This is a genomic window from Peribacillus sedimenti, assembly GCF_046237635.1.
Taxonomy (GTDB): domain Bacteria; phylum Bacillota; class Bacilli; order Bacillales; family DSM-1321; genus Peribacillus; species Peribacillus sedimenti.
Genome location: NZ_CP143547.1, coordinates 144,390 through 164,692, shown reverse-complemented (window position 1 = coordinate 164,692; position 20,303 = coordinate 144,390). Strand labels below are relative to the sequence as shown.

Genomic DNA, 20,303 nt, shown 5'->3' with positions numbered 1-20,303 from the left:
TCCCTCGGTCCTGACAAATTATCAGTTTTACATCTCGGTGTTTTGAAAATTGACGCAAAAAATTTGCCTTATTACTGTTATCTAGTTTTCAAGGAACATGGCTACGGATTTCAATCACATCGTGATTCACCAACGGTAGCGATACTGCGTGCTGCCATGCGACGAGCTGAAGAGTTACCTCTTCGAAAATGCTGTGGCGCAGGAGCAATCGTCTTAAAAGAAGACTCATTTAAGACTCACAATATTTAAAGCTTGAAAGAATTGCTTCTTTCAAAACTGAACAAAACATAAGCGCCTGACGTCTGTATATCCTTAGAAAGGAGGTGATCCAGCCGCACCTTCCGATACGGCTACCTTGTTACGACTTCACCCCAATCATCTGTCCCACCTTAGGCGGCTGGCTCCAAAAGGTTACCTCACCGACTTCGGGTGTTACAAACTCTCGTGGTGTGACGGGCGGTGTGTACAAGGCCCGGGAACGTATTCACCGCGGCATGCTGATCCGCGATTACTAGCGATTCCGGCTTCATGCAGGCGAGTTGCAGCCTGCAATCCGAACTGAGAATGGCTTTATGGGATTGGCTCGGCCTCGCGGCTTCGCTGCCCTTTGTACCATCCATTGTAGCACGTGTGTAGCCCAGGTCATAAGGGGCATGATGATTTGACGTCATCCCCACCTTCCTCCGGTTTGTCACCGGCAGTCACCTTAGAGTGCCCAACTGAATGCTGGCAACTAAGATCAAGGGTTGCGCTCGTTGCGGGACTTAACCCAACATCTCACGACACGAGCTGACGACAACCATGCACCACCTGTCACTCTGTCCCCCGAAGGGGAACGCCCTATCTCTAGGGAAGTCAGAGGATGTCAAGACCTGGTAAGGTTCTTCGCGTTGCTTCGAATTAAACCACATGCTCCACCGCTTGTGCGGGCCCCCGTCAATTCCTTTGAGTTTCAGCCTTGCGGCCGTACTCCCCAGGCGGAGTGCTTAATGCGTTTGCTGCAGCACTAAAGGGCGGAAACCCTCTAACACTTAGCACTCATCGTTTACGGCGTGGACTACCAGGGTATCTAATCCTGTTCGCTCCCCACGCTTTCGCGCCTCAGCGTCAGTTACAGACCAGAGAGTCGCCTTCGCCACTGGTGTTCCTCCACATCTCTACGCATTTCACCGCTACACGTGGAATTCCACTCTCCTCTTCTGCACTCAAGTCCCCCAGTTTCCAATGACCCTCCACGGTTGAGCCGTGGGCTTTCACATCAGACTTAAAGGACCGCCTGCGCGCGCTTTACGCCCAATAATTCCGGACAACGCTTGCCACCTACGTATTACCGCGGCTGCTGGCACGTAGTTAGCCGTGGCTTTCTGGTCAGGTACCGTCAAGGTGCCAGCAGTTACTCTGGCACTTGTTCTTCCCTGACAACAGAGCTTTACGACCCGAAGGCCTTCTTCGCTCACGCGGCGTTGCTCCGTCAGACTTTCGTCCATTGCGGAAGATTCCCTACTGCTGCCTCCCGTAGGAGTCTGGGCCGTGTCTCAGTCCCAGTGTGGCCGATCACCCTCTCAGGTCGGCTACGCATCGTCGCCTTGGTGGGCCATTACCCCACCAACTAGCTAATGCGCCGCGGGCCCATCTGTAAGTGACAGCCGAAACCGTCTTTCCATCTTCCCCCATGCGGGGGAAGAACCTATCCGGTATTAGCTCCGGTTTCCCGAAGTTATCCCAGTCTTACAGGCAGGTTGCCCACGTGTTACTCACCCGTCCGCCGCTGACTTCCGGGAGCAAGCTCCCTTCTGTCCGCTCGACTTGCATGTATTAGGCACGCCGCCAGCGTTCGTCCTGAGCCAGGATCAAACTCTCCGATAGAATTTGTGACGCACATGGATGTGCTAACATCGGCGTTGTCACAGGACGTGACGATCTTAGCCGATGATCCTTAACTCTTGTACTTTTAAAGTGTGTACTCACTATTATTTAGACGTCTTATTTCTTATAGAAGAAACAAGAATCTGGCGCTTGTTTTGTTCAGTTTTCAAAGAGCAATCCTAATGCCGTTTCTCTCAGAAGCGACTTTATTATAATATCAAATTAAAAAGTTAATGTCAACACATTTTAATTTTAATGTTGTGTTAACAATTTAAAACAATGTCTCAACAGCAACTTTTATAATATAACAGCGTTTGAACCACGCGTCAATACCCATTCTTTAAAAAGGTAAAACAATTGTTTTATATATGATCTCTCCTGGAGGCAGTTTTTGTTCTTATATACTTCATGCATTCCTTTGAAGAGGCGACTCTTTTAAAAATATTAAAAAGGACCTTGTATCTGTCTTCCATTGCCCGCTTGACCAAAGCATCTATTCGGCCATCCTGAAGGTCGAATAGAATTTCATCTAATTCGCGTTTTACAATATACTCCATCTCTTTCTTTTCCTGATCATTTATTAGGAACCCTAGCATGAGATCACCTCAGGTGCAATTGATATTTTATGTTTATAGTTTTCCAAAACCTTTATTTTTATGTTTAAGACTTTCGTTATTTAGCATAAACAGATAGCCGGAGCCATATGATGGACACAAGAGTGTTGGGACGAGGTGATGGAATTGAACTTTTTTATGGTTTTCAATGCCCGAAGGTTAAAACAATATTCAATCGTTTTGTTAACCGCTCTATTTACAGCCTGGTTCTTGTTTGTCCAAAACATTATACATGCACCTGTGTTCTCGACTCCGACTGGACCAAAAGCGGTTTATAAAGGAGAGAAGAATATTGCACTGACTTTTAATATCGGCTGGGGAGATGAAAAGGCCGAGCCCATTTTACAAACATTAAAACGGGAAAAAATAAAATCAGCGACATTTTTCCTTTCAGGTTCATGGGCTGAACGACATCCAAACATTGTAAGCCAGATTGTGAAAGAGGGCTACGAAATCGGAATGCTTGGTTACTCTTATAAAGATTATTCCAGCATAAAGGATGAAGAAATCCTTCGGGATATAACCAAAGCACAGACTGTATTTAAAAAACTAAACGTAAAAAACATTGAACTGATTAGAGCTCCGACTGGGCATTTTGACAAACGTCTGTTAAAAATAAGCGAGCGTTATGGCTATACTGTAGTACATTGGAGCATCGATTCAAAGGATTGGACTAACCCAGGTGTGAATAAGATCATACAAAATGTCGATCATGCCGGGAAAGGAGACATTGTCCTTCTTCATGCCTCCGATTCGGCTAAACAAACGAATAAGGCTTTGCCTGGTTTGATACAGGAGATTAGAGATAAGAATATTCCCATGGTGACTGTTTCTGAAATGATTTCCAATTCAACTGCCAAAAACGAGGAAATAAAGTGAACAAAAAAGGCCAAAGGTTTTCCCCCTGGCCTGCTGGCTGTTGAATAATACTTTCAGCAGCCAGCTTATTTAAGGACTGCTTTGGAATTCCCATTAGTTTTTTGCTTTACAGCTCTAGAGCCATTACCTCCGACCCGCTTTTCAGATAGCTCCTTCCGGGAATTAGCTATAAGCTTATTCAGGATTAATAACTGATAAGCGTTGCAGGCTAAGAGAGGAAATAGCATGAAGTACATCCAGCTCTCATTATTCGACCTTAATACGGGCACCCATTCTAAGATTGTAACCACGGTCATAAAAAACAAAGCTGGTACAAAAGCCTGTTTATTTGTTTGCTTCATTTTCAGATAAGCCGTAATTAGCCCGATTAGCAAAATCAACACAGCCCAGCCAAGATAGGATACTAATCCTTCCCCCTTGGAAAAGGTTATAAAACGTAAATATACGAGATCAAACATTACAAAAATAATAAACACAACCTGAACCGCGTTCCAGAGCGAGACGCTATTAAAGATTCCCAGCCCAAAACGATGTACAGTTAAATAAGCGAAATAACCGGCTTGGCTAATCAAGCTAAAGATCAACCCGACCCCCACCATCCACGTAAACGATGAAAATATTTCTCCCAATTGAAGCGATGTGAACATTGGCTGGAAATAACTCCAACGAGGTATGAAACCTACGATTCCTGCCGTCAGTCCGCCAATCAGCAAAGTACTCAAAAATAAACGTACTATGTTTCGGCTATTCATTATGCTCCCCCATATTCTTCTTTTCACTCCTTTGATTGTACCAATCCGCCCATTAAAAATCTAGAGAATAAACGAACTGAGAAACATCCATATTAATGATGAAACAAAGTGGTGAAAGGGGCTCTTTTATATGAAATCTGGAGTTTCTTTGTTACTCGCCTCCATTCTTGGCTTACTCGTGACTGGCTGTGCCCAGAATGAGTCAAGTGGCAACGAAATGAATTACCAAGAAACAAAGAAAATGGTTGTTGATATATTAAAAACGGACGATGGGATAAAAGCTATACAGGAAATTATGAAAGATGAAGCAATCCGCACACAAATCATTATGGATCAAAAAGCAGTGAAAGATACAATTGAAAAGACGATGACGTCCGATAAGAATAAGCAATTCTGGCAAAATGCCTTTAAGGATCCTAAATTTGCGGCTGCTTATGCCAGCAGTATGAAAGACCAGCACCAGGCTCTGTTAAAAGATATGATGAAAGATCCGGAATACAGGGCAATGGTAATGGAATTGATGCAGGATCCAGAAATCCAAAAAGAATTTAGTGACTTAGCAAAAAGCACACAGATGCGTAAATTAACGAAGGAAACATTGATTGAGACAATGGATAGCCCTCTGGTTCGGGCAAAAATACAGGACATCCTTGTCCAGGCTGCTGCACAGCAGCAGAAGAAGTGAGGGGATTTCCCCTTAGAATGAAGTTAAAATGCAGAAAAAGCCGGCTCAGGTGAGAGCCAGCTTTTTTTACCTTTCGACTATATCAATGACTTTGTTCGCTATCTCTGTGTATATTTTTCCTAACCTGTGGTCCTCACTGTAAATGGACGGAGCAAAATCCTCTTCATTCCAATCGGGCTGCTGAAGCGGCAGCTGTCCTAATACTTGTGTCCTAAGTTCCTCCGCAAGCTTTTGTCCGCCGCCCTGTCCGAATACGTATTCTTTTTCACCAGTCAGCTTACTCTCAAAGTATGCCATATTTTCGATAACGCCAATAACCTCATGCTCTGTTTTGATTGCCATCGCCCCTGCGCGAGCAGCAACAAATGCCGCTGTAGGATGCGGTGTAGTGACGATAATTTCTTTACAGGCAGGAAGCATAGTATGCACATCTAAAGCTACATCTCCAGTTCCCGGCGGTAAGTCTAACAGCAGGTAATCAAGCTCTCCCCACTCCGCTTCATTAAAAAAGCTGTTAAGCATCTTGCCAAGCATAGGGCCTCTCCAAATGATTGGGGCATTGTCCTCGACGAAAAATCCCATAGACATGATTTTAACCCCAAAACGTTCCACAGGAATAATTTTATTTTCTCTAACGGTAGGACGATTTGATATCCCCATCATATCAGGAACACTAAAACCATAAATATCGGCGTCCACAATACCTACTTTTTTTCCTAAGCGAGCAAGAGCTGTTGCCAAATTGACAGAAACAGTAGACTTGCCTACCCCGCCTTTCCCACTCGCAATGGCGATAAAAATGGTTTTACTCGTTGGAGAAAGCAAACTTTGGTCCTGTTCCTGCGGTGGCATACTGGCACGATGCTTGGCCAGCTCGTCTTCAGGTAATTCCGTAAAACGAATGCCAACGGAATCAGCGCCTCCGCCTTTAAGGATTTCCACTACTTTTGTTTGCAGCTGTAACTGCTCACCTGTGCCAGTTTTAGCTATCGCTAACTTGACACTGACGTGGTTCTTCTCTGGCTTGATTTTGACTTCAAGGATACCGTCCGTTTCTGCAAGCGTTTTATGTAGAAAAGGGTCTTGAAGATCCTTTAATAAGTTCAATACTTTCTCTTCTGTTAACAAGTTAGGCACCTACCTTTATCTTCGTTTTCCATATATAAGTATATCATACAATCCTAATATTGCTTATTTTAGAGCCTGATAAACAGAAAATCCAATTTTCCACGTAGTTAGAGGACCGGCAGCCCTTTCATCAAAGATAAACAGCCGGACAATATAGTCCGGCTGCAGCATTATTCAGCTTTATTGGCAGGCAGTTCTTCTTCGGTAAAGTAGCGCAGCACACCTTTATATACTGATGCTGCTATTTCCTCTTGATAGGAATCTTTTAAAAGATTGGCCCTGTCTTCCGGATTGGAAAGAAACCCGATTTCAACCAGCGCCCCAGGTTTTTTTGCATTCCTCATCAAATATATGTTGTCAATCAGCTTTGCTTCCCTTGACGTGTTCTCGAGATTCCTCTTTATTTCAGCCTGAATAAATTTTGCGGCCAGCTTGTTCTCTTCATATCGATCAGTGAAGAAGGTTTGTGCTCCCCTCCACCGGGCCGATGGAAATGCGTTTAAATGAATGCTTAAAAATAAGTCAGCCTCAGAATGATTAATCAGATTTGCTCTATTCCTTAAATCCTCCTGCTTGCGCTTCCTGATACCTTTAGTGTCCTTATCCGCCAGGTCTTTATCCTCTTCCCTTGTCATGATCACCAGGGCACCCTGTTCCTGTAAAAAGTCCCTTAATTTTAGACTCACATTCAACGCTATATCTTTTTCCATAACTGATTGAATATTAGCACCTCCGTCAGGACCTCCATGGCCTGGGTCAATCACAATCACCTTCCCTGACAGAGGCAGATTCCAGCTTTTCCATGAGCTGTCATCCACAAACTTTAGCGTGACGATCAAAAATAAGACTGTCACCCCTATTATAAATCCGGTATATTTTAGCTTCCTCTGCATTGTATGTCCCCTTTTTTCTGTTGTCCTATTTAAAAATATGGGACAACTTCAAAAAGTAGAACAAACAATTAATATAAGACAAACACTTCTAGTGCAGCCTCATTTTGCGCCTTAATTCCCCCTTTTGAAAGCCCTCCTTCCACCAATCTCCTACATAGCCTTCACAACGGTAATAGAGGCCCTCATTGTATACATCATCATCAATTACCTTGCCCCAATAAAGAATAAAATTAAACAGGGTATCCACCAAATGCTTTTCTTGGCTGTGGCATCTTTTCCTTGCCTCTTCAAGCGGCTCACCATAATATCCAAACTTGCTGAAGTTTGCTCCCAATAAATAGGCTTCCACCGCAACATCAAAACAACCTTCTTCCACCACTTGGGAAAAATGAATTCCATGGTGATTATCATTTTCAAAATAATCGTGAACACGTTTTTTTAATGATTGTATAGAAAGTTCCCTCAAGACAGTCCGGTCATATTTTATCTGTTTTGCCTTCTGCCTCTCGCGGAAAGTCGTAATTACATTCATCTTTTGCACCTCTTTGATTAGGTCAGCTACATTGGGCCGCTACTGTACGAAAAGAACTCCGGGATTCCCGGGTTATGTATTAGTTTTTGCTGCCTGCTTATTCGAATTCGGTGATTCTGTATTTTTACTATGCCAATTATTTATCGGCGCTTTTCTTAGCGAAGTGGAGATAATACTTTACAGGAGGATGTACACTTATAAATCACATAACATGTATGATCCTTATCCAAGTTGCACCCTGGACAATCAGCAAAAAAACTAAGGAGTGATTATGATGAATAAATTAATCCTAACTTTTGCATCAGCGGTTCTTCTTACTGGATTGGCTGGCTGTGGAGATAACAGAAACGATGCCGCCGATGACGGGAACGATAACGTCCAGATAAGGGGAACAGACCCAAACAATAACAATAATAACAACGGCAACGATCGTAACATTAGAATTTCAAATCGAGCTGAAGACAAATTGGAAAAAATGAAAGGGGTAGACCAGGCACATGTTATTGTGTCAAACAATAATGCATATGTAGCTTTAAGGATGGATAATGATAACAGAAACAATGGTACCGAGGATGGCAACCGAAGAGATAATGATGCAGCCGGATCAAGGGTAAATGATGGAGTGAATGGATACGGAGCTGGATATGGGTTTGGTAACGGCACAAATGCCAGTGATGTCGACCGTGGGGGAATGCGTACGGATCTTGGCGACAGAGGGCAGGACCGCACAAATGGCAATGATAACAATAGAGGGGATAATGCCGGCACCTTCGACATCATTCCGGACAATAACAATAATGGGAACGATGGATTAACTGACCTAAACGGCAATAACAACGATAGAAATAACAATAACGGCACTGACAAAAACAACTACAGCAGAGTGAACACTCGCTTTAAGCAGCAGGTAGCCGATCGATGCCGGGCCGCTGACAAAAATATTCACAAAGTATACGTTTCGACAGATGGAGACTTTTACAATAGAATGGCCGGTTATTCCGACGACATTGTTGACGGACAAAACGGCGGAGAGCTTATCAATGACTTCAACAACACAATCCGCGATATGTTTAATGTTAATCGTTAATCAGATAATTTTAGAAAGTAAGCCCCGCATTGCGGGGCTTATAATTTAATCATTAAGATGCATGAATCATAAAATGAGATTAAAATGACTAATCTCAAATGCATATTTACGACTTTTTCTTGGTACGTTTATCCTGGATAAAGTTTGGCAATTAAACGGAAACAATTCCGGTGACGTTTATGAGCCAAGTCAAACTCTCTATTGAAGGCTAAGTATCCCGCAGATGAAAATATGGTGACTATGCATACCAGGGAGGCACGTCATTTTCTGAGGCAACCAGCATCACAGTCTACATCTTACTACTTACGAGCCTATATACATATCGCGGAACAATAATCTGAGTCCCTCTACAGACTTTCTGCGCATACAAAAAAGACCCCCAACCAAAATGGTTGAGAGCCTTTAAAGCGCCAAAAATTAACGCTTTGAGAACTGAGGTGCACGACGAGCGCCTTTAAGACCGTACTTCTTACGTTCTTTCATACGAGCGTCACGTGTTAATAGACCTGCAGATTTAAGAGATGGACGGAATTCTGGGTCAGCTTGAAGCAATGCACGAGCGATCCCGTGACGGATTGCGCCAGCTTGGCCAGTGTATCCACCACCGCTAACATTTACAAGAACATCGTAGTTTCCAGTAGTTTCAGTAGCAACTAGTGGCTGTTTTACAACTTCACGTAAAGCTGCAAATGGGATATATTCTTCGATTTCACGATTGTTAACAACAATTCGGCCTTCGCCTGGTACTAAACGTACACGAGCAACTGAGCTCTTGCGGCGGCCAGTACCGTAATATTGAACTTGTGCCAAGATAGTAACCTCCTTATTAATTATCCGCGTAATTCATATACTTCTGGCTGTTGAGCTTGGTGTGGATGCTCGCTGCCAGCGTATACGTGTAATTTTTTGAACATTTGACGACCTAGAGAATTCTTTGGAAGCATACCTTTGATAGCAAGCTCAAGCATTCTCTCAGGATAGTTAGTGCGCATTTCAAGAGCAGTTCTAGTTTTTAGACCGCCTGGATGCATTGTGTGACGGTAGTAGATTTTATCAGTCAATTTCTTACCTGTTAGATTGATTTTCTCTACATTGATTAAAATTACATGATCACCAGTGTCAACGTTCGGTGTGAATGTCGGTTTGTTCTTACCACGTAAGATAGCTGCAACTTCTGTTGAAAGACGTCCCAAAGTTTTACCTTCAGCGTCGATAACATACCACTTACGCTCAACTTCATTAGCTTTCGCCATAAATGTACGCATGATTAACCTCCTAAAAAAATTCCTAAATATATTTATTCTCAATCACAATAAGTCTTCCGGGGCTCATCGTGGGATTAAAATACATACCATATTATATTAAACTGTGGACAAGCTATTGTCAAGACAATGTTACACCAGGATTAGTTGTCTTGAGAAATTATTTCTGCTTCATCATAAAAGACTTCCCAAAGATACAAACCATGGCCTGGCGCCGTTTTACCGGCATAGCTTCGATCTTTCTTTTCTAGGATTTGCTTGATGTCGCTGGCTGTTTTTTTGCCGGTAGCAACTTCCAGCAAAGTCCCTGTCAAAATCCGAACCATATTATACAAAAAACCGCTTCCGACAAAACGAAACACGAGCATTCCATTTTCCTCAAAAAAATCGATTTCTCTGATGGTTCTAATTTTGTCTATCACTTCTGTTTTGGCTGAACAAAAACTAGTAAAATCGTGAGTGCCAATCAGATATGGTATCGCTGCTTCCAGGGAGCTGAAATCCAATTCATACGGGAAATGATAGGCATAATTTCTCTGAAACGGGTCTCTCTTTTTAGCTAAAGAAATATAGTATCTATATTCTTTCCCTGAAGCTTCAAATCGGGCGTGGAAATCAGGCTTGGCGTTTTCCACACGCAATACGGCGATATCTTGTGGAAGCATGGCATTGAGTCCCTTCTCCCAATTCTCGGCTGGAAAAGAGAATGGGGAATCAAAATGGATTACCTGGCCCTTCGCATGGACTCCAGCATCCGTTCGGCCTGAGGCGGTAACTCGGATGTCTACCCCTTTGTGAAGCTTGCGCAGTGTCTTTTCCAATTCCAATTGGACAGTCCTTTTTTGCGGCTGTACCTGGTAACCGGCAAACAATGTGCCATCATAAGAGATGATAGCCTTATATCTATTCATTACTTATCCCTCATCATGAACGTAATAAGATCAAACAGAGTATTAAAATGAGCATGGAGGCCATTAGCAGCGAATCCCTTCCGCTCCAGCTCAATATGCGATATTTAGTCCGGCCCTCTCCTCCGCGATAACCTCTGGCTTCCATGGCTGTAGCAAGCTCCTCCGCTCTTTTAAACGAACTTACAAACAAAGGCACCAAAAGAGGTACAATGGACTTAATTCGCTGTTTAATAGGTCCCGAAGAGAAATCAACTCCTCTTGCAGTCTGGGCCTTCATTATTTTTTGCGTCTCATCTACAAGAGTTGGAATAAATCTCAACGATATAGACATCATCAAAGCAAGTTCATGTACAGGTAAGTTCCACTTCTTTAGAGGATTCAACAGCTCTTCCATACCATCGGTAATGGAAATAGGTGTTGTAGTCAGGGTCAGCAGCGACGTAATCAATATAAGAAAGGTAAATCTAAGCGCTATAAAGATCCCCTGTTTCAAACCGCCTTCATAAATTTTAAGCCAGCCAAGATCGAGGATAAGCGCCCCTTCCTTTGTAAAGAGGACGTGCAGCAGAAATGTGATTAATATTAGTAATAATATCGGTTTCAATCCATTATATAAAAACCTTAAAGGAATCTTGGAAAGAATAATCATTGCCAGTGTAAAGATGCCGAGCAATCCATATGTCACAAAATTATTTGCTAAAAAAACAATACATACAAATATGAATACTAACAGCAACTTTGCACGCGGGTCCATTCGATGAACAGGAGATTCCGCTGGAACGTATCGTCCAAAAATCATATTATCCAGCATTAGGGATTCCCCCGTTTCATAAGCTTATTGATTTCTCCGGCCAGCTCCTCAATGCTTAGGCATGGGCGGTCAAATCTTACACCCATTTCTTTTTGGAGTTTTAGCTGAAAACGCACTGTGTCAGGCACATCCAGTCCCAATTCCATTAATTGTTCAGGTTCAGAGAATATATCTGCCGGGGAGCCTTTTTTGTATACAGTCCCCTTATGCATAATGACAATTTCATCTGCATAACGGGCGGCATCCTCCATGCTATGTGTCACAAGGATCGTTGAAATACCGCTCTCTTTATGAAGCTGAGAGAACATGTCCATTATTTCCTTTCTTCCGCGTGGGTCCAAACCAGCAGTCGGTTCATCCAAAACCAGTACCTCTGGCTGCATGGCAAGTACTCCTGCGATTGCGACCCGCCTCATTTGGCCACCAGAAAGGTCAAATGGTGACTTTGTCAGGATATCCTCCTCCAGCCCAACCAGTTTCAACGCATTTCTTGCCATAATTTTAGCATCTGCCTCTGGCACGCCAAAATTCATCGGTCCAAAACATATATCCTTCTCAACAGTCTCCTCGAACAATTGGTGTTCTGGGAATTGAAATACTATGCCCACCTTCTTGCGTATCGGCCTAAGTTCTTTTTCTTTACGGCCGGGTTTGATGATGCGGTCTCCTATAATGACATTTCCTCTTGTGGGTGTGATCAGTGCATTTAAATGCTGCAACAATGTGGATTTACCGGATCCCGTGTGGCCAATTATCGCAGTGTAAGTTCCCGGAGATAAATCAATGTTTACATCATGAATAGCCAAATGTTCAAAAGGAGTGTTTTGTTGATAGCGGTATTCTACATTCTCAAGTGTAATTCGCATAAATTTTTCACCAGCTCTTCCTCTGTCAAATGGCTGTCAGGCACTTCAAGACCTTTGTCCCGCAATGCATGTCCCAATTTTATAGAAAAGGGGATATCAAGTCCCAATGCTGCTAACTCCTCTTCCATTATAAAAATATCACTAGGAGTACCTTCCCGATAAAGCTCCCCTTTATTCATTACAATTACCCGGTCGGCTTTCGCTGCTTCTTCTAAATCATGCGTGATGGATATGACCGTAAGTGTATTTTCCTTTTTTAACTGGCGAACAGTTTCAAGCACTTCTTCACGGCCTCTGGGATCGAGCATAGAGGTAGCTTCGTCCAAAATAATAATATCTGGCTGCAGCGCCAGTATTCCTGCAATGGCGACCCGTTGTTTCTGCCCTCCTGAAAGATGGTGCGGCTCTTGATTGAGAAAAGAATCCATCTTCACCTGACGAAGCGCATTTTGGACCCGTTCTACCATCACTGGCTGCGCTATGCCAATGTTTTCTAAACCAAAAGCCACATCATCCTGTACTGTAGTACCCACAAATTGGTTATCAGGATTTTGAAAAACCATACCGATGCTTTTTCTCGCATCCCATACTGTCTCTTCTGTAAGCAGTGACCCTTTAATTTCAATCTCTCCTGATTGCGGAAACTGGAGACCATTTAATAGCTTCGCTAAGGTAGATTTCCCTGAACCATTATGTCCTACTATGGCGAGCCACTCTCCCTCGAAAATATCGAAGGACACTGAATTAACTGCATTCCTATCTTGCCCATCATACCTAAAAACGACTTCTTTCAAAGAAACAAGTTTCTTTTTCATGATGTGGCCCTCCTCTGCTCTCTACTATCCTTTATCTCTCATTTTCTGTCTCTCGGCTATACTATTTTTAAATATAAAAAAACGCTGCACCCCTTCTACCGAAAGAGACTTCGGTAAATTAAGAGCAGCTGTTTCTTACTCCTGAACGACCAGGAGCTCGATATAACGCTTAACCATAAGCGCAGAAGGGGTGCTTGAGCTAGACGCGAAGGAGGACAGCGGTCCGCCAGCCATCGTAACACTCAATGCGTGTTTCTTATGTGATTCTTTGATGATCGTAACATAGATACATATAGCAAATAGACAAAAGTCTAAAAGCTACAGTTTCATATATGAAAAAAGGGCATAGAACAAGTTAGTATGCAACTGTCCCGCCCCTTTTCACCGTTGTTATTAAACTAACTCGATAACCACGATTGGTGCAGCGTCTCCGCGGCGTGGACCCATTTTCATGATGCGAGTATATCCACCTTGGCGTTCTTCGTAACGAGGAGCGATATCGCTGAATAATTTTTGAACTGCGTCAGTTCCTTTTTCAGCATCAGCCACTTCATTGCGAATATATGCAGCAGCTTGACGGCGAGCGTGCAAGTCACCGCGCTTTCCAAGAGTGATCATTTTTTCTACTACAGAGCGAAGTTCTTTAGCACGAGCTTCAGTTGTTTCAATACGCTCATGGATAATAAGATCTGTAGCTAAATCACGAAGTAATGCTTTACGTTGTGCGCTAGTGCGACCTAACTTTCTGTAACCCATTAGAGATTCCCTCCTTCTCGAAGTTATATAATCTGTTATCAGGCTCACAACAAAATGGCTAGCAGCTATTGCTAACTAGTCATCAGTCGTCTTTACGAAGACCTAAGCCTAATTCTTCTAATTTCGCCTTCACTTCTTCAAGTGATTTGCGACCCAAGTTACGTACTTTCATCATATCTTCTTCCGTTTTGTGAGCAAGCTCTTGAACGGTATTGATTCCAGCACGCTTTAAGCAGTTATAAGAACGAACAGAAAGGTCAAGTTCTTCGATAGTCATCTCTAGAACCTTTTCTTTTTGATCCTCTTCTTTTTCTACCATGATTTCAGCATTTTGTGCTTCATCAGTTAATCCGACAAAGATATTCAAATGCTCTGTTAAAATCTTTGCACCAAGTGCAACAGCTTCTTGTGGACCGTTGCTTCCATCAGTCCATACATCAAGCGTTAACTTGTCATAGTTTGTCATTTGTCCTACACGTGTATTTTCAACCTGATAGGATACACGTGCTACAGGAGTGTAGATAGAATCGATAGGGATTACACCAATTGGCTGGTCCTCTCTCTTGTTCTGATCAGCAGGGGTATATCCGCGGCCGCGCTTTGCAGTCAATCTCATTCTCATATGTCCATTGCTGCCAAGAGTAGCAATGTGCAGTTCAGGATTAAGAATTTCTACATCGCTGTCATGCGTAATATCTGCTGCTGTTACTGTCCCCTCACCCTGTACATCAATTTCAAGCGTCTTTTCTTCATCGGAGTAAATCTTGAGAGCCAGTTTTTTCACATTAAGAATGATAGAAGTAACATCTTCTACGACGCCTTCAATTGTTGAGAACTCATGCAGTACTCCGTCTATTTGGATGGATGTGACAGCTGCACCTGGGAGTGAGGATAAAAGAATACGACGTAAGGAGTTACCCAAAGTAGTACCATACCCGCGCTCTAGTGGCTCGACGACGAACTTGCCATACTTGGCGTCCTCGTTGATTTCAACCGTTTCGATTTTTGGTTTTTCTATTTCGATCATTCAATAAACCCTCCTTCAAAACGTCGAAACCCCGGCTAATGAATAGAAGATTCACAGATAGCCGAAATTCCCCATGTATACGTTCCCGATTGTGCGCAACAACTGAATTAATCTTCTGCAAGAAACGCAAAGTTTTTATTATATCCCATTATATCCAGGGATACAAAATCTATACAGAAAAATTAAACACGGCGACGTTTTGGTGGACGGCATCCGTTATGTGGAACTGGAGTAACATCTTTGATTGCAGTTACTTCAAGACCAGCAGCCTGAAGAGCACGGATAGCAGCTTCACGTCCAGCACCAGGTCCTTTAACAGTAACTTCAAGAGTTTTCATGCCATGCTCGATAGAAGTCTTAGCAGCTGTTTCAGCAGCCATCTGTGCAGCGAATGGAGTAGATTTACGTGAACCACGGAAACCTAGAGCACCAGCACTAGACCAAGAAATAGCATTCCCATGAGCATCAGTGATTGTTACGATAGTGTTGTTGAAAGTTGAACGAATGTGTGCAATACCTGTTTCTACATTCTTTTTCACACGACGTTTACGTGTATTAGTAGTTTTGCGTGCCATTTAAGAGTAACCTCCTTTACTGATTATTTTTTCTTGTTAGCTACTGTACGACGAGGTCCTTTACGCGTACGAGCATTGTTTTTTGTATTTTGTCCACGAACAGGAAGTCCACGACGGTGACGAAGACCGCGGTAGCTGCCGATTTCCATTAGACGCTTGATGTTAAGGGAAACTTCACGGCGAAGATCTCCTTCAACCTTCAATGTGTCAATGATATCACGAATCTTGTTTAGTTCATCTTCAGTCAAATCGCGTACGCGAGTATCCTGAGAAACACCAGCTTGTTCAAGAACCTTGATAGCTGTTTGCTTACCAATACCGAAAATATATGTTAATGAAATAACAATACGCTTGTCACGTGGAATATCCACACCAGCAATACGTGCCATTGTAAGAAGCACCTCCTTTATAATTAGCCTTGTTTTTGTTTATGTTTAGGGTTTTCGCAAATAACCATAACTTTACCTTTTCTGCGGATAACTTTACACTTTTCGCAGATCGGTTTTACTGATGGTCTGACTTTCATTGCTATCTAACCTCCTTATACAGATCGGAGCGTAACCAGATTATTTGAACCGGTAAGTGATTCTGCCACGAGTTAGATCATACGGAGAAAGCTCAACCGTAACCTTATCTCCAGGCAAAATTCGAATAAAGTGCATACGAATTTTACCGGATACATGAGCTAAAACAGTATGACCATTTTCTAATTCTACCTTAAACATTGCATTTGGCAAAGTCTCAGTGACTGTGCCTTCTACTTCAATAACATCATCTTTCGCCATTAAAATAATTCTCCCTTCTGTTCTGAAACCTGCCTATTCACAAGTTTAATTTTCATATGAAATGATAATAAACTATTTTACCTATGAGTGCAGCTCCTGTATGACCAAACAACACACTTTCACCTTTATAGCTTTGTAAGGATCTCATAGCCATTTTCGGTAATGGCGATTGTATGCTCAAAGTGAGTACACATTTTTCCGTCAACCGTTACAACAGTCCAGTCATCATCTAAAGTCTTGACATATCTGCTTCCAGCATTCACCATCGGTTCGATAGCAAGTACCATTCCAGGCTTTAAACGAGGACCTTTATTGGGCGGACCATAGTGAGGAATTTCAGGGTCCTCATGTAAGTCTTGACCGATTCCGTGGCCGACATACTCTCTGACAATAGAGAAGTCATGAGCCTCGACATAGGTTTGAATGGCATGGGAGATGTTTGAAAGACGCCCGCCTGGCACAGCTTCTTTCAAGCCTCTATATAACGACTCTTCCGTTACTTTCAAGAGCCGCTGCGTTTCTTCAACAACCTTGCCGACAGGGTAAGTCCAAGCAGAGTCTCCATGATAGCCGTTATATTTAGCTCCGATATCTATACTAATGATATCTCCTTCATGTAAGATCCGATCTCCTGGAATACCATGAACAAGTTCATTGTTCACTGAAGTGCAAATACTGCCGCGAAATCCATTATACCCTTTAAATGATGGGAATGCATCATGTTTGAATATGAAGCTTTCTGCAATTGCGTCAAGCTCCCTTGTTGTGATGCCAGGCTTCAGATGTTTCTTTAACTCTTCATGAGTCAAAGCAACGATTCGGCCGGCTTCACGCATGATGTCGATTTCACGCGGAGTTTTACATATTATCATGCACGCAAGCCCCCGAGCAGCTGGTCCACATCAGCGAAAACTTTGTTTATTTCCTGCTGGCCATCAATATTCCGGACATAACCTTTTTCTTCATAGAAATCCAAAAGAGGCTGCGTTTGCTTAAGATTCACTTCCAAACGGTTTTGTACCGTTTCTTCGTTGTCATCAGCTCGCTGGTATAATTCACCGCCGCAACGGTCGCATTTCCCTTCCTCAGCAGGAGGATTGAAGACAAGGTGGTAAGTAGCACCGCAGTTCTTACAAATGCGTCTGCCTGTCAATCTTTCCATGAGAATATCTTTATCGACCGATATATTGATCACATAATTAATTTTGCGATCCAGATCTTCCAGGATATTTTCCAACGCCTCGGCCTGAGCTACAGTACGAGGGAATCCATCCAATAGAAAACCCTTCTTGCAATCTTCTTTGCTTAATCTTTCACGAACAATTCCGATTGTCACTTCATCAGGGACAAGCTCGCCTTTATCCATAAAAGATTTAGCTTTTAAGCCTAGTTCCGTACCATCTTTGATAGCTGCACGGAACATATCTCCTGTGGAGATATGAGGGATGTCATATTTTTCTACGATTCTTTCAGCTTGAGTGCCTTTTCCCGCACCCGGAAGCCCCATCAACACAAGATTCACATTATTTCCCCCTCAAGCTCTATAATGGGTTTGGGAACAATAAGTCCCCAAATCTCATTACTTGATAAAACCTTTATAATGACGCTTAACCAACTGAGCTTCCAGCTGCTTCATCGTATCAAGAGCAACACCTACAACAATGAGTAAGCTTGTTCCGCCGATTTGTGCAGACTGTGGCAGGTTAGCGAGTTTTATGAATATTACCGGTAAAACAGCAATGAGGGCCAGGAAAATGGAGCCAACAAATGTTAAACGGTATAAAACTCTTGTTAAATAGTCCTGAGTGCTTTTCCCAGGCCGTATTCCCGGAACATAACCGCCCTGCTTTTTCAGATTTTCTGCCATTTGCTCGGGGTTAACCTGAATAAAGGCATAAAAATAAGAGAAAGCAATAATGAGTGCCACATAGACTATCATTCCAATTGGATGGGTATAGTCAAATGTCTTATCAATCCAGCGAGTTACATCATTCGGACCAAAAAACGAAGCGATCGTTCTTGGTGTTACAATAAATGCCATCGCGAAAATTACCGGTATTACCCCTGCTGCATTTACTTTTAAAGGTAAATGTGTAGATTGACCGCCAACTTGTTGGCGTCCAACTGCAGCCCTTTTGGCATATTGGATAGGTATTTTACGAAGTGCCTGCTGGATGAATATAACAGCCACAATAATAGCGATGACCGCTATAAGGATAAGAGCCACAGTAACGATTCTTAAGAAAAGTTGTTCTCCGGCATTCTCGAACTGCTGAGCGTAAATCTGGTTTACTGTTGAAGGAATCCCTGCAACAATCCCAGCAAAGATAATGATGGAAATCCCGTTGCCTACACCTTTGGAAGTGATAAGCTCTCCTAACCACAAAAGAAAAGCTGTACCAGCTGTCAGAACCAGTGCAATAAGTAAATACGTACCGATATTCGGATCCTGGATAAGCATGCCTCCAGCCATATTGTTAAAGCCGTATGACATACCCAGAGCCTGAATAAAACCAAGAATAATAGTCGCATAGCGGGTAAACTGAGCTAATTTGCGGCGACCTACTTCCCCTTGCTTTGACCATTCAGTAAACTTGGGAACAACGTCCATTTGTAATAACTGAATGATAATGGATGCCGTAATATACGGCATGATTCCCATCGCAAGAATGGAGAAGTTACTGAGTGCACCGCCGCCAAAGGTATTCAAGACCCCAAAGACGCTTAGCTGATCTTGCGATGCAAGCAAGTCGGCGTTCACATTCGGTACAGGAATAAATGTACCGATGCGATAGACGACAAGCATTAAAAGGGTAAATATGATTTTGTTTCTTATATCACCCACGCGCATAAAGTTGGAGATCGTACGAAACATTAAATCACCTCAGTTTTACCGCCGGCAGCTTCGATAGCTTCTTTTGCAGTAGAGGAGAATTTATGAGCTTTAACAGTAAGCTTCTTCTCAACGTTACCGTTACCAAGAATCTTAATTCCTGCTTTTTCATTGCTAACGATCCCGGACTCAACCAATAGAGCTGGTGTTACTTCTGTACCGTCTTCGAAGCGGTTAAGTGTATCAAGGTTTACGATTGCGTACTCTTTACGGTTAATGTTAGAGAAACCGCGCTTAGGCAAACGTCTGAATAATGGAGTTTGACCCCCCTCAAATCCAGGACGTACACCGCCGCCAGAACGAGCGTTTTGACCTTTATGACCTTTACCAGCTGTTTTACCGTTACCAGAACCAATACCGCGTCCTTTACGTTTACGTTCTTGACGGGATCCTTCTGCAGCTTTCAATTCATGAAGTTTCATGTTGGCACCTCCTTGTTATTAGAGAAATGATATTATTGTTCTTTTACAGTAACAAGATGAGCAACTTTGTTAATCATACCGCGAATCGCAGGGTTATCATCATGAACAACTGTTTGATGCATTTTGCGAAGGCCCAGTGTGTTAACAGTAACGCGTTGGTCTTCTGGACGACCAATCAAGCTGCGAGTGAGGGTAATTTCTAATTTAGCCATTTGATTTCCCTCCTTATCCTAACAGTTCTTCTACTGATTTACCACGTAACTTAGCTACGTCCTCAGCACGTTTTAATTGCTTTAAACCATCAATTGTTGCACGAACCATGTTAATTGGAGTGTTTGTTCCTAAAGATTTTGAAAGAATATCACTTACTCCGCCCAATTCAAGAACCGCACGAACAGGACCACCAGCGATAACTCCAGTACCTTCGGAAGCAGGCTTCAATAGAATATGTCCTGCACCAAAACGGCCATTCACAAGGTGTGGAATTGTAGTACCAACCATAGGTACAGTAATTAGATTTTTCTTTGCATCTTCGATTGCTTTACGGATTGCATCTGGAACTTCCTGAGCTTTACCAGTACCGAATCCAACGTGACCGTTTTTGTCACCAACTACAACAAGTGCAGTGAAGCGGAAACGACGTCCACCTTTAACAACCTTAGCTACGCGGTTAATCGTAACTACGCGTTCTTCAAGTTCTAATTTATTAGGATCAATATTGCGAGGCATCTGTTTTGTCCCTCC

Annotated in this window: 26 protein-coding genes and 1 rRNA gene; 3 read left to right on the top strand and 24 right to left on the bottom strand. The window is 42.8% G+C overall.

Annotated elements, in window-relative coordinates; translation table 11 throughout:
- Nucleotides 1-316 precede the first annotated feature (316 nt).
- Nucleotides 317-1,866 (bottom strand): 16S ribosomal RNA (locus V1500_RS00915).
- Nucleotides 1,867-2,228: 362 nt separating this feature from the next.
- Nucleotides 2,229-2,462 carry a hypothetical protein gene (locus V1500_RS00910; protein ID WP_409303807.1) on the bottom strand — a complete coding sequence of 78 codons (234 nt, stop codon included), beginning with the start codon at nucleotides 2,460-2,462 and terminating at the stop codon, nucleotides 2,229-2,231.
- Between the two features lie 144 nt (nucleotides 2,463-2,606).
- Here V1500_RS00910 and pdaB point away from each other — a divergent pair, with 144 nt between their 5' ends.
- Nucleotides 2,607-3,359 carry a polysaccharide deacetylase family sporulation protein PdaB gene (gene pdaB / locus V1500_RS00905; RefSeq protein ID WP_409303806.1) on the top strand — a complete coding sequence of 251 codons (753 nt, stop codon included), beginning with the start codon at nucleotides 2,607-2,609 and terminating at the stop codon, nucleotides 3,357-3,359.
- Nucleotides 3,360-3,424: 65 nt separating this feature from the next.
- On the opposite strand, the gene V1500_RS00900 is transcribed toward pdaB, so the two are convergent.
- A complete protein-coding gene (locus V1500_RS00900; protein ID WP_409303805.1) occupies nucleotides 3,425-4,111 on the bottom strand; it encodes a KinB-signaling pathway activation protein in 687 nt (228 codons plus the stop codon).
- Between the two features lie 130 nt (nucleotides 4,112-4,241).
- Between V1500_RS00900 and gerD the strand changes: the two genes are divergently transcribed.
- Complete coding sequence (gerD, locus tag V1500_RS00895; RefSeq protein ID WP_409303804.1) at nucleotides 4,242-4,796, top strand: spore germination lipoprotein GerD; 555 nt, start codon at nucleotides 4,242-4,244, stop codon at nucleotides 4,794-4,796.
- A gap of 66 nt (nucleotides 4,797-4,862) precedes the next feature.
- Here the strand turns inward: gerD and V1500_RS00890 are convergent, their stop codons facing one another.
- From V1500_RS00890 to V1500_RS00880, 3 genes are all read right to left on the bottom strand, one after another.
- Nucleotides 4,863-5,924: a P-loop NTPase gene (locus tag V1500_RS00890; RefSeq protein WP_409303803.1), complete on the bottom strand. Its 1,062-nt coding sequence runs from the start codon at nucleotides 5,922-5,924 to the stop codon at nucleotides 4,863-4,865.
- 170 nt (nucleotides 5,925-6,094) lie between these two features.
- Complete coding sequence (gene cwlD / locus V1500_RS00885; RefSeq protein WP_409303802.1) at nucleotides 6,095-6,817, bottom strand: N-acetylmuramoyl-L-alanine amidase CwlD; 723 nt, start codon at nucleotides 6,815-6,817, stop codon at nucleotides 6,095-6,097.
- Between the two features lie 88 nt (nucleotides 6,818-6,905).
- On the bottom strand, nucleotides 6,906-7,349 hold the full coding sequence (locus V1500_RS00880) for a YbaK family protein (protein WP_409303801.1): 444 nt from the start codon (nucleotides 7,347-7,349) through the stop codon (nucleotides 6,906-6,908).
- Between the two features lie 271 nt (nucleotides 7,350-7,620).
- On the opposite strand from V1500_RS00880, the gene V1500_RS00875 reads away from it, so the two are divergent.
- The gene (locus V1500_RS00875) at nucleotides 7,621-8,436 is read left to right on the top strand and encodes a YhcN/YlaJ family sporulation lipoprotein (protein WP_409303800.1); all 816 of its coding nucleotides are present in this window, start codon (nucleotides 7,621-7,623) and stop codon (nucleotides 8,434-8,436) included.
- 417 nt (nucleotides 8,437-8,853) lie between these two features.
- Here the strand turns inward: V1500_RS00875 and rpsI are convergent, their stop codons facing one another.
- The 18 genes from rpsI to rpsE form a co-directional block, all read right to left on the bottom strand.
- On the bottom strand, nucleotides 8,854-9,246 hold the full coding sequence (gene rpsI / locus V1500_RS00870) for a 30S ribosomal protein S9 (RefSeq protein ID WP_409303799.1): 393 nt from the start codon (nucleotides 9,244-9,246) through the stop codon (nucleotides 8,854-8,856).
- 20 nt (nucleotides 9,247-9,266) lie between these two features.
- Nucleotides 9,267-9,701, bottom strand: coding sequence for a 50S ribosomal protein L13 (gene rplM, locus V1500_RS00865; protein ID WP_409303798.1), 435 nt, complete (start codon nucleotides 9,699-9,701; stop codon nucleotides 9,267-9,269).
- A gap of 140 nt (nucleotides 9,702-9,841) precedes the next feature.
- Nucleotides 9,842-10,609, bottom strand: coding sequence for a tRNA pseudouridine(38-40) synthase TruA (truA, locus tag V1500_RS00860; RefSeq protein WP_409303797.1), 768 nt, complete (start codon nucleotides 10,607-10,609; stop codon nucleotides 9,842-9,844).
- A gap of 13 nt (nucleotides 10,610-10,622) precedes the next feature.
- Nucleotides 10,623-11,420, bottom strand: coding sequence for an energy-coupling factor transporter transmembrane component T family protein (locus V1500_RS00855; protein WP_409303796.1), 798 nt, complete (start codon nucleotides 11,418-11,420; stop codon nucleotides 10,623-10,625).
- Nucleotides 11,420-12,286 (bottom strand): energy-coupling factor ABC transporter ATP-binding protein, encoded by an 867-nt coding sequence (locus V1500_RS00850; RefSeq protein ID WP_409303795.1) that lies wholly within the window; start codon nucleotides 12,284-12,286, stop codon nucleotides 11,420-11,422. Before V1500_RS00850 ends, V1500_RS00855 begins: the two co-directional genes overlap by 1 nt.
- Nucleotides 12,262-13,101 carry an energy-coupling factor ABC transporter ATP-binding protein gene (locus tag V1500_RS00845; protein ID WP_409303794.1) on the bottom strand — a complete coding sequence of 280 codons (840 nt, stop codon included), beginning with the start codon at nucleotides 13,099-13,101 and terminating at the stop codon, nucleotides 12,262-12,264. The genes V1500_RS00850 and V1500_RS00845 overlap by 25 nt, the downstream gene beginning before the upstream one ends.
- Before the next feature lie 393 nt (nucleotides 13,102-13,494).
- The gene (gene rplQ, locus V1500_RS00840; RefSeq protein ID WP_409303793.1) at nucleotides 13,495-13,857 is read right to left on the bottom strand and encodes a 50S ribosomal protein L17; all 363 of its coding nucleotides are present in this window, start codon (nucleotides 13,855-13,857) and stop codon (nucleotides 13,495-13,497) included.
- A gap of 82 nt (nucleotides 13,858-13,939) precedes the next feature.
- Nucleotides 13,940-14,884 carry a DNA-directed RNA polymerase subunit alpha gene (locus tag V1500_RS00835; RefSeq protein WP_409303792.1) on the bottom strand — a complete coding sequence of 315 codons (945 nt, stop codon included), beginning with the start codon at nucleotides 14,882-14,884 and terminating at the stop codon, nucleotides 13,940-13,942.
- Between the two features lie 182 nt (nucleotides 14,885-15,066).
- Complete coding sequence (gene rpsK, locus V1500_RS00830; protein ID WP_409303791.1) at nucleotides 15,067-15,459, bottom strand: 30S ribosomal protein S11; 393 nt, start codon at nucleotides 15,457-15,459, stop codon at nucleotides 15,067-15,069.
- A gap of 23 nt (nucleotides 15,460-15,482) precedes the next feature.
- The gene (gene rpsM, locus V1500_RS00825; protein WP_409303790.1) at nucleotides 15,483-15,848 is read right to left on the bottom strand and encodes a 30S ribosomal protein S13; all 366 of its coding nucleotides are present in this window, start codon (nucleotides 15,846-15,848) and stop codon (nucleotides 15,483-15,485) included.
- A 23-nt stretch (nucleotides 15,849-15,871) separates the two neighbouring features.
- A complete protein-coding gene (gene rpmJ / locus V1500_RS00820) occupies nucleotides 15,872-15,985 on the bottom strand; it encodes a 50S ribosomal protein L36 (protein WP_003156543.1) in 114 nt (37 codons plus the stop codon).
- A gap of 40 nt (nucleotides 15,986-16,025) precedes the next feature.
- Nucleotides 16,026-16,244 (bottom strand): translation initiation factor IF-1, encoded by a 219-nt coding sequence (gene infA, locus V1500_RS00815; RefSeq protein WP_040372572.1) that lies wholly within the window; start codon nucleotides 16,242-16,244, stop codon nucleotides 16,026-16,028.
- A gap of 125 nt (nucleotides 16,245-16,369) precedes the next feature.
- Nucleotides 16,370-17,116 (bottom strand): type I methionyl aminopeptidase, encoded by a 747-nt coding sequence (gene map / locus V1500_RS00810; protein WP_409303787.1) that lies wholly within the window; start codon nucleotides 17,114-17,116, stop codon nucleotides 16,370-16,372.
- Nucleotides 17,113-17,766 carry an adenylate kinase gene (locus V1500_RS00805; RefSeq protein WP_409303785.1) on the bottom strand — a complete coding sequence of 218 codons (654 nt, stop codon included), beginning with the start codon at nucleotides 17,764-17,766 and terminating at the stop codon, nucleotides 17,113-17,115. The genes map and V1500_RS00805 overlap by 4 nt, the downstream gene beginning before the upstream one ends.
- Before the next feature lie 57 nt (nucleotides 17,767-17,823).
- Entirely contained in the window at nucleotides 17,824-19,119 is a 1,296-nt protein-coding gene (gene secY, locus V1500_RS00800; protein WP_409303783.1) for a preprotein translocase subunit SecY, read from the bottom strand.
- Complete coding sequence (gene rplO, locus V1500_RS00795; protein ID WP_409303781.1) at nucleotides 19,119-19,559, bottom strand: 50S ribosomal protein L15; 441 nt, start codon at nucleotides 19,557-19,559, stop codon at nucleotides 19,119-19,121. Before rplO ends, secY begins: the two co-directional genes overlap by 1 nt.
- Before the next feature lie 32 nt (nucleotides 19,560-19,591).
- Nucleotides 19,592-19,771 (bottom strand): 50S ribosomal protein L30, encoded by a 180-nt coding sequence (gene rpmD / locus V1500_RS00790; RefSeq protein WP_409303779.1) that lies wholly within the window; start codon nucleotides 19,769-19,771, stop codon nucleotides 19,592-19,594.
- 13 nt (nucleotides 19,772-19,784) lie between these two features.
- The gene (rpsE, locus tag V1500_RS00785) at nucleotides 19,785-20,288 is read right to left on the bottom strand and encodes a 30S ribosomal protein S5 (protein ID WP_409303777.1); all 504 of its coding nucleotides are present in this window, start codon (nucleotides 20,286-20,288) and stop codon (nucleotides 19,785-19,787) included.
- Between the last annotated feature and the right edge of the window lie 15 nt (nucleotides 20,289-20,303).

Coding starts and splice junctions, on each gene's coding strand:
- V1500_RS00910 (WP_409303807.1), bottom strand. CDS start 2,462: ATGCTAGGGTTCCTAATAAATGATCAGGAAAAGAAAGAGATGGAGTAT.
- V1500_RS00900 (WP_409303805.1), bottom strand. CDS start 4,111: ATGAATAGCCGAAACATAGTACGTTTATTTTTGAGTACTTTGCTGATT.
- gerD (WP_409303804.1), top strand. CDS start 4,242: ATGAAATCTGGAGTTTCTTTGTTACTCGCCTCCATTCTTGGCTTACTC.
- cwlD (WP_409303802.1), bottom strand. CDS start 6,817: ATGCAGAGGAAGCTAAAATATACCGGATTTATAATAGGGGTGACAGTC.
- V1500_RS00880 (WP_409303801.1), bottom strand. CDS start 7,349: ATGAATGTAATTACGACTTTCCGCGAGAGGCAGAAGGCAAAACAGATA.
- V1500_RS00875 (WP_409303800.1), top strand. CDS start 7,621: ATGATGAATAAATTAATCCTAACTTTTGCATCAGCGGTTCTTCTTACT.
- rplM (WP_409303798.1), bottom strand. CDS start 9,701: ATGCGTACATTTATGGCGAAAGCTAATGAAGTTGAGCGTAAGTGGTAT.
- truA (WP_409303797.1), bottom strand. CDS start 10,609: ATGAATAGATATAAGGCTATCATCTCTTATGATGGCACATTGTTTGCC.
- V1500_RS00855 (WP_409303796.1), bottom strand. CDS start 11,420: ATGCTGGATAATATGATTTTTGGACGATACGTTCCAGCGGAATCTCCT.
- V1500_RS00850 (WP_409303795.1), bottom strand. CDS start 12,286: ATGCGAATTACACTTGAGAATGTAGAATACCGCTATCAACAAAACACT.
- V1500_RS00845 (WP_409303794.1), bottom strand. CDS start 13,101: ATGAAAAAGAAACTTGTTTCTTTGAAAGAAGTCGTTTTTAGGTATGAT.
- rplQ (WP_409303793.1), bottom strand. CDS start 13,857: ATGGGTTACAGAAAGTTAGGTCGCACTAGCGCACAACGTAAAGCATTA.
- V1500_RS00835 (WP_409303792.1), bottom strand. CDS start 14,884: ATGATCGAAATAGAAAAACCAAAAATCGAAACGGTTGAAATCAACGAG.
- rpsK (WP_409303791.1), bottom strand. CDS start 15,459: ATGGCACGCAAAACTACTAATACACGTAAACGTCGTGTGAAAAAGAAT.
- rpsM (WP_409303790.1), bottom strand. CDS start 15,848: ATGGCACGTATTGCTGGTGTGGATATTCCACGTGACAAGCGTATTGTT.
- rpmJ (WP_003156543.1), bottom strand. CDS start 15,985: ATGAAAGTCAGACCATCAGTAAAACCGATCTGCGAAAAGTGTAAAGTT.
- infA (WP_040372572.1), bottom strand. CDS start 16,244: ATGGCGAAAGATGATGTTATTGAAGTAGAAGGCACAGTCACTGAGACT.
- map (WP_409303787.1), bottom strand. CDS start 17,116: ATGATAATATGTAAAACTCCGCGTGAAATCGACATCATGCGTGAAGCC.
- secY (WP_409303783.1), bottom strand. CDS start 19,119: ATGTTTCGTACGATCTCCAACTTTATGCGCGTGGGTGATATAAGAAAC.
- rplO (WP_409303781.1), bottom strand. CDS start 19,559: ATGAAACTTCATGAATTGAAAGCTGCAGAAGGATCCCGTCAAGAACGT.
- rpmD (WP_409303779.1), bottom strand. CDS start 19,771: ATGGCTAAATTAGAAATTACCCTCACTCGCAGCTTGATTGGTCGTCCA.
- rpsE (WP_409303777.1), bottom strand. CDS start 20,288: ATGCCTCGCAATATTGATCCTAATAAATTAGAACTTGAAGAACGCGTA.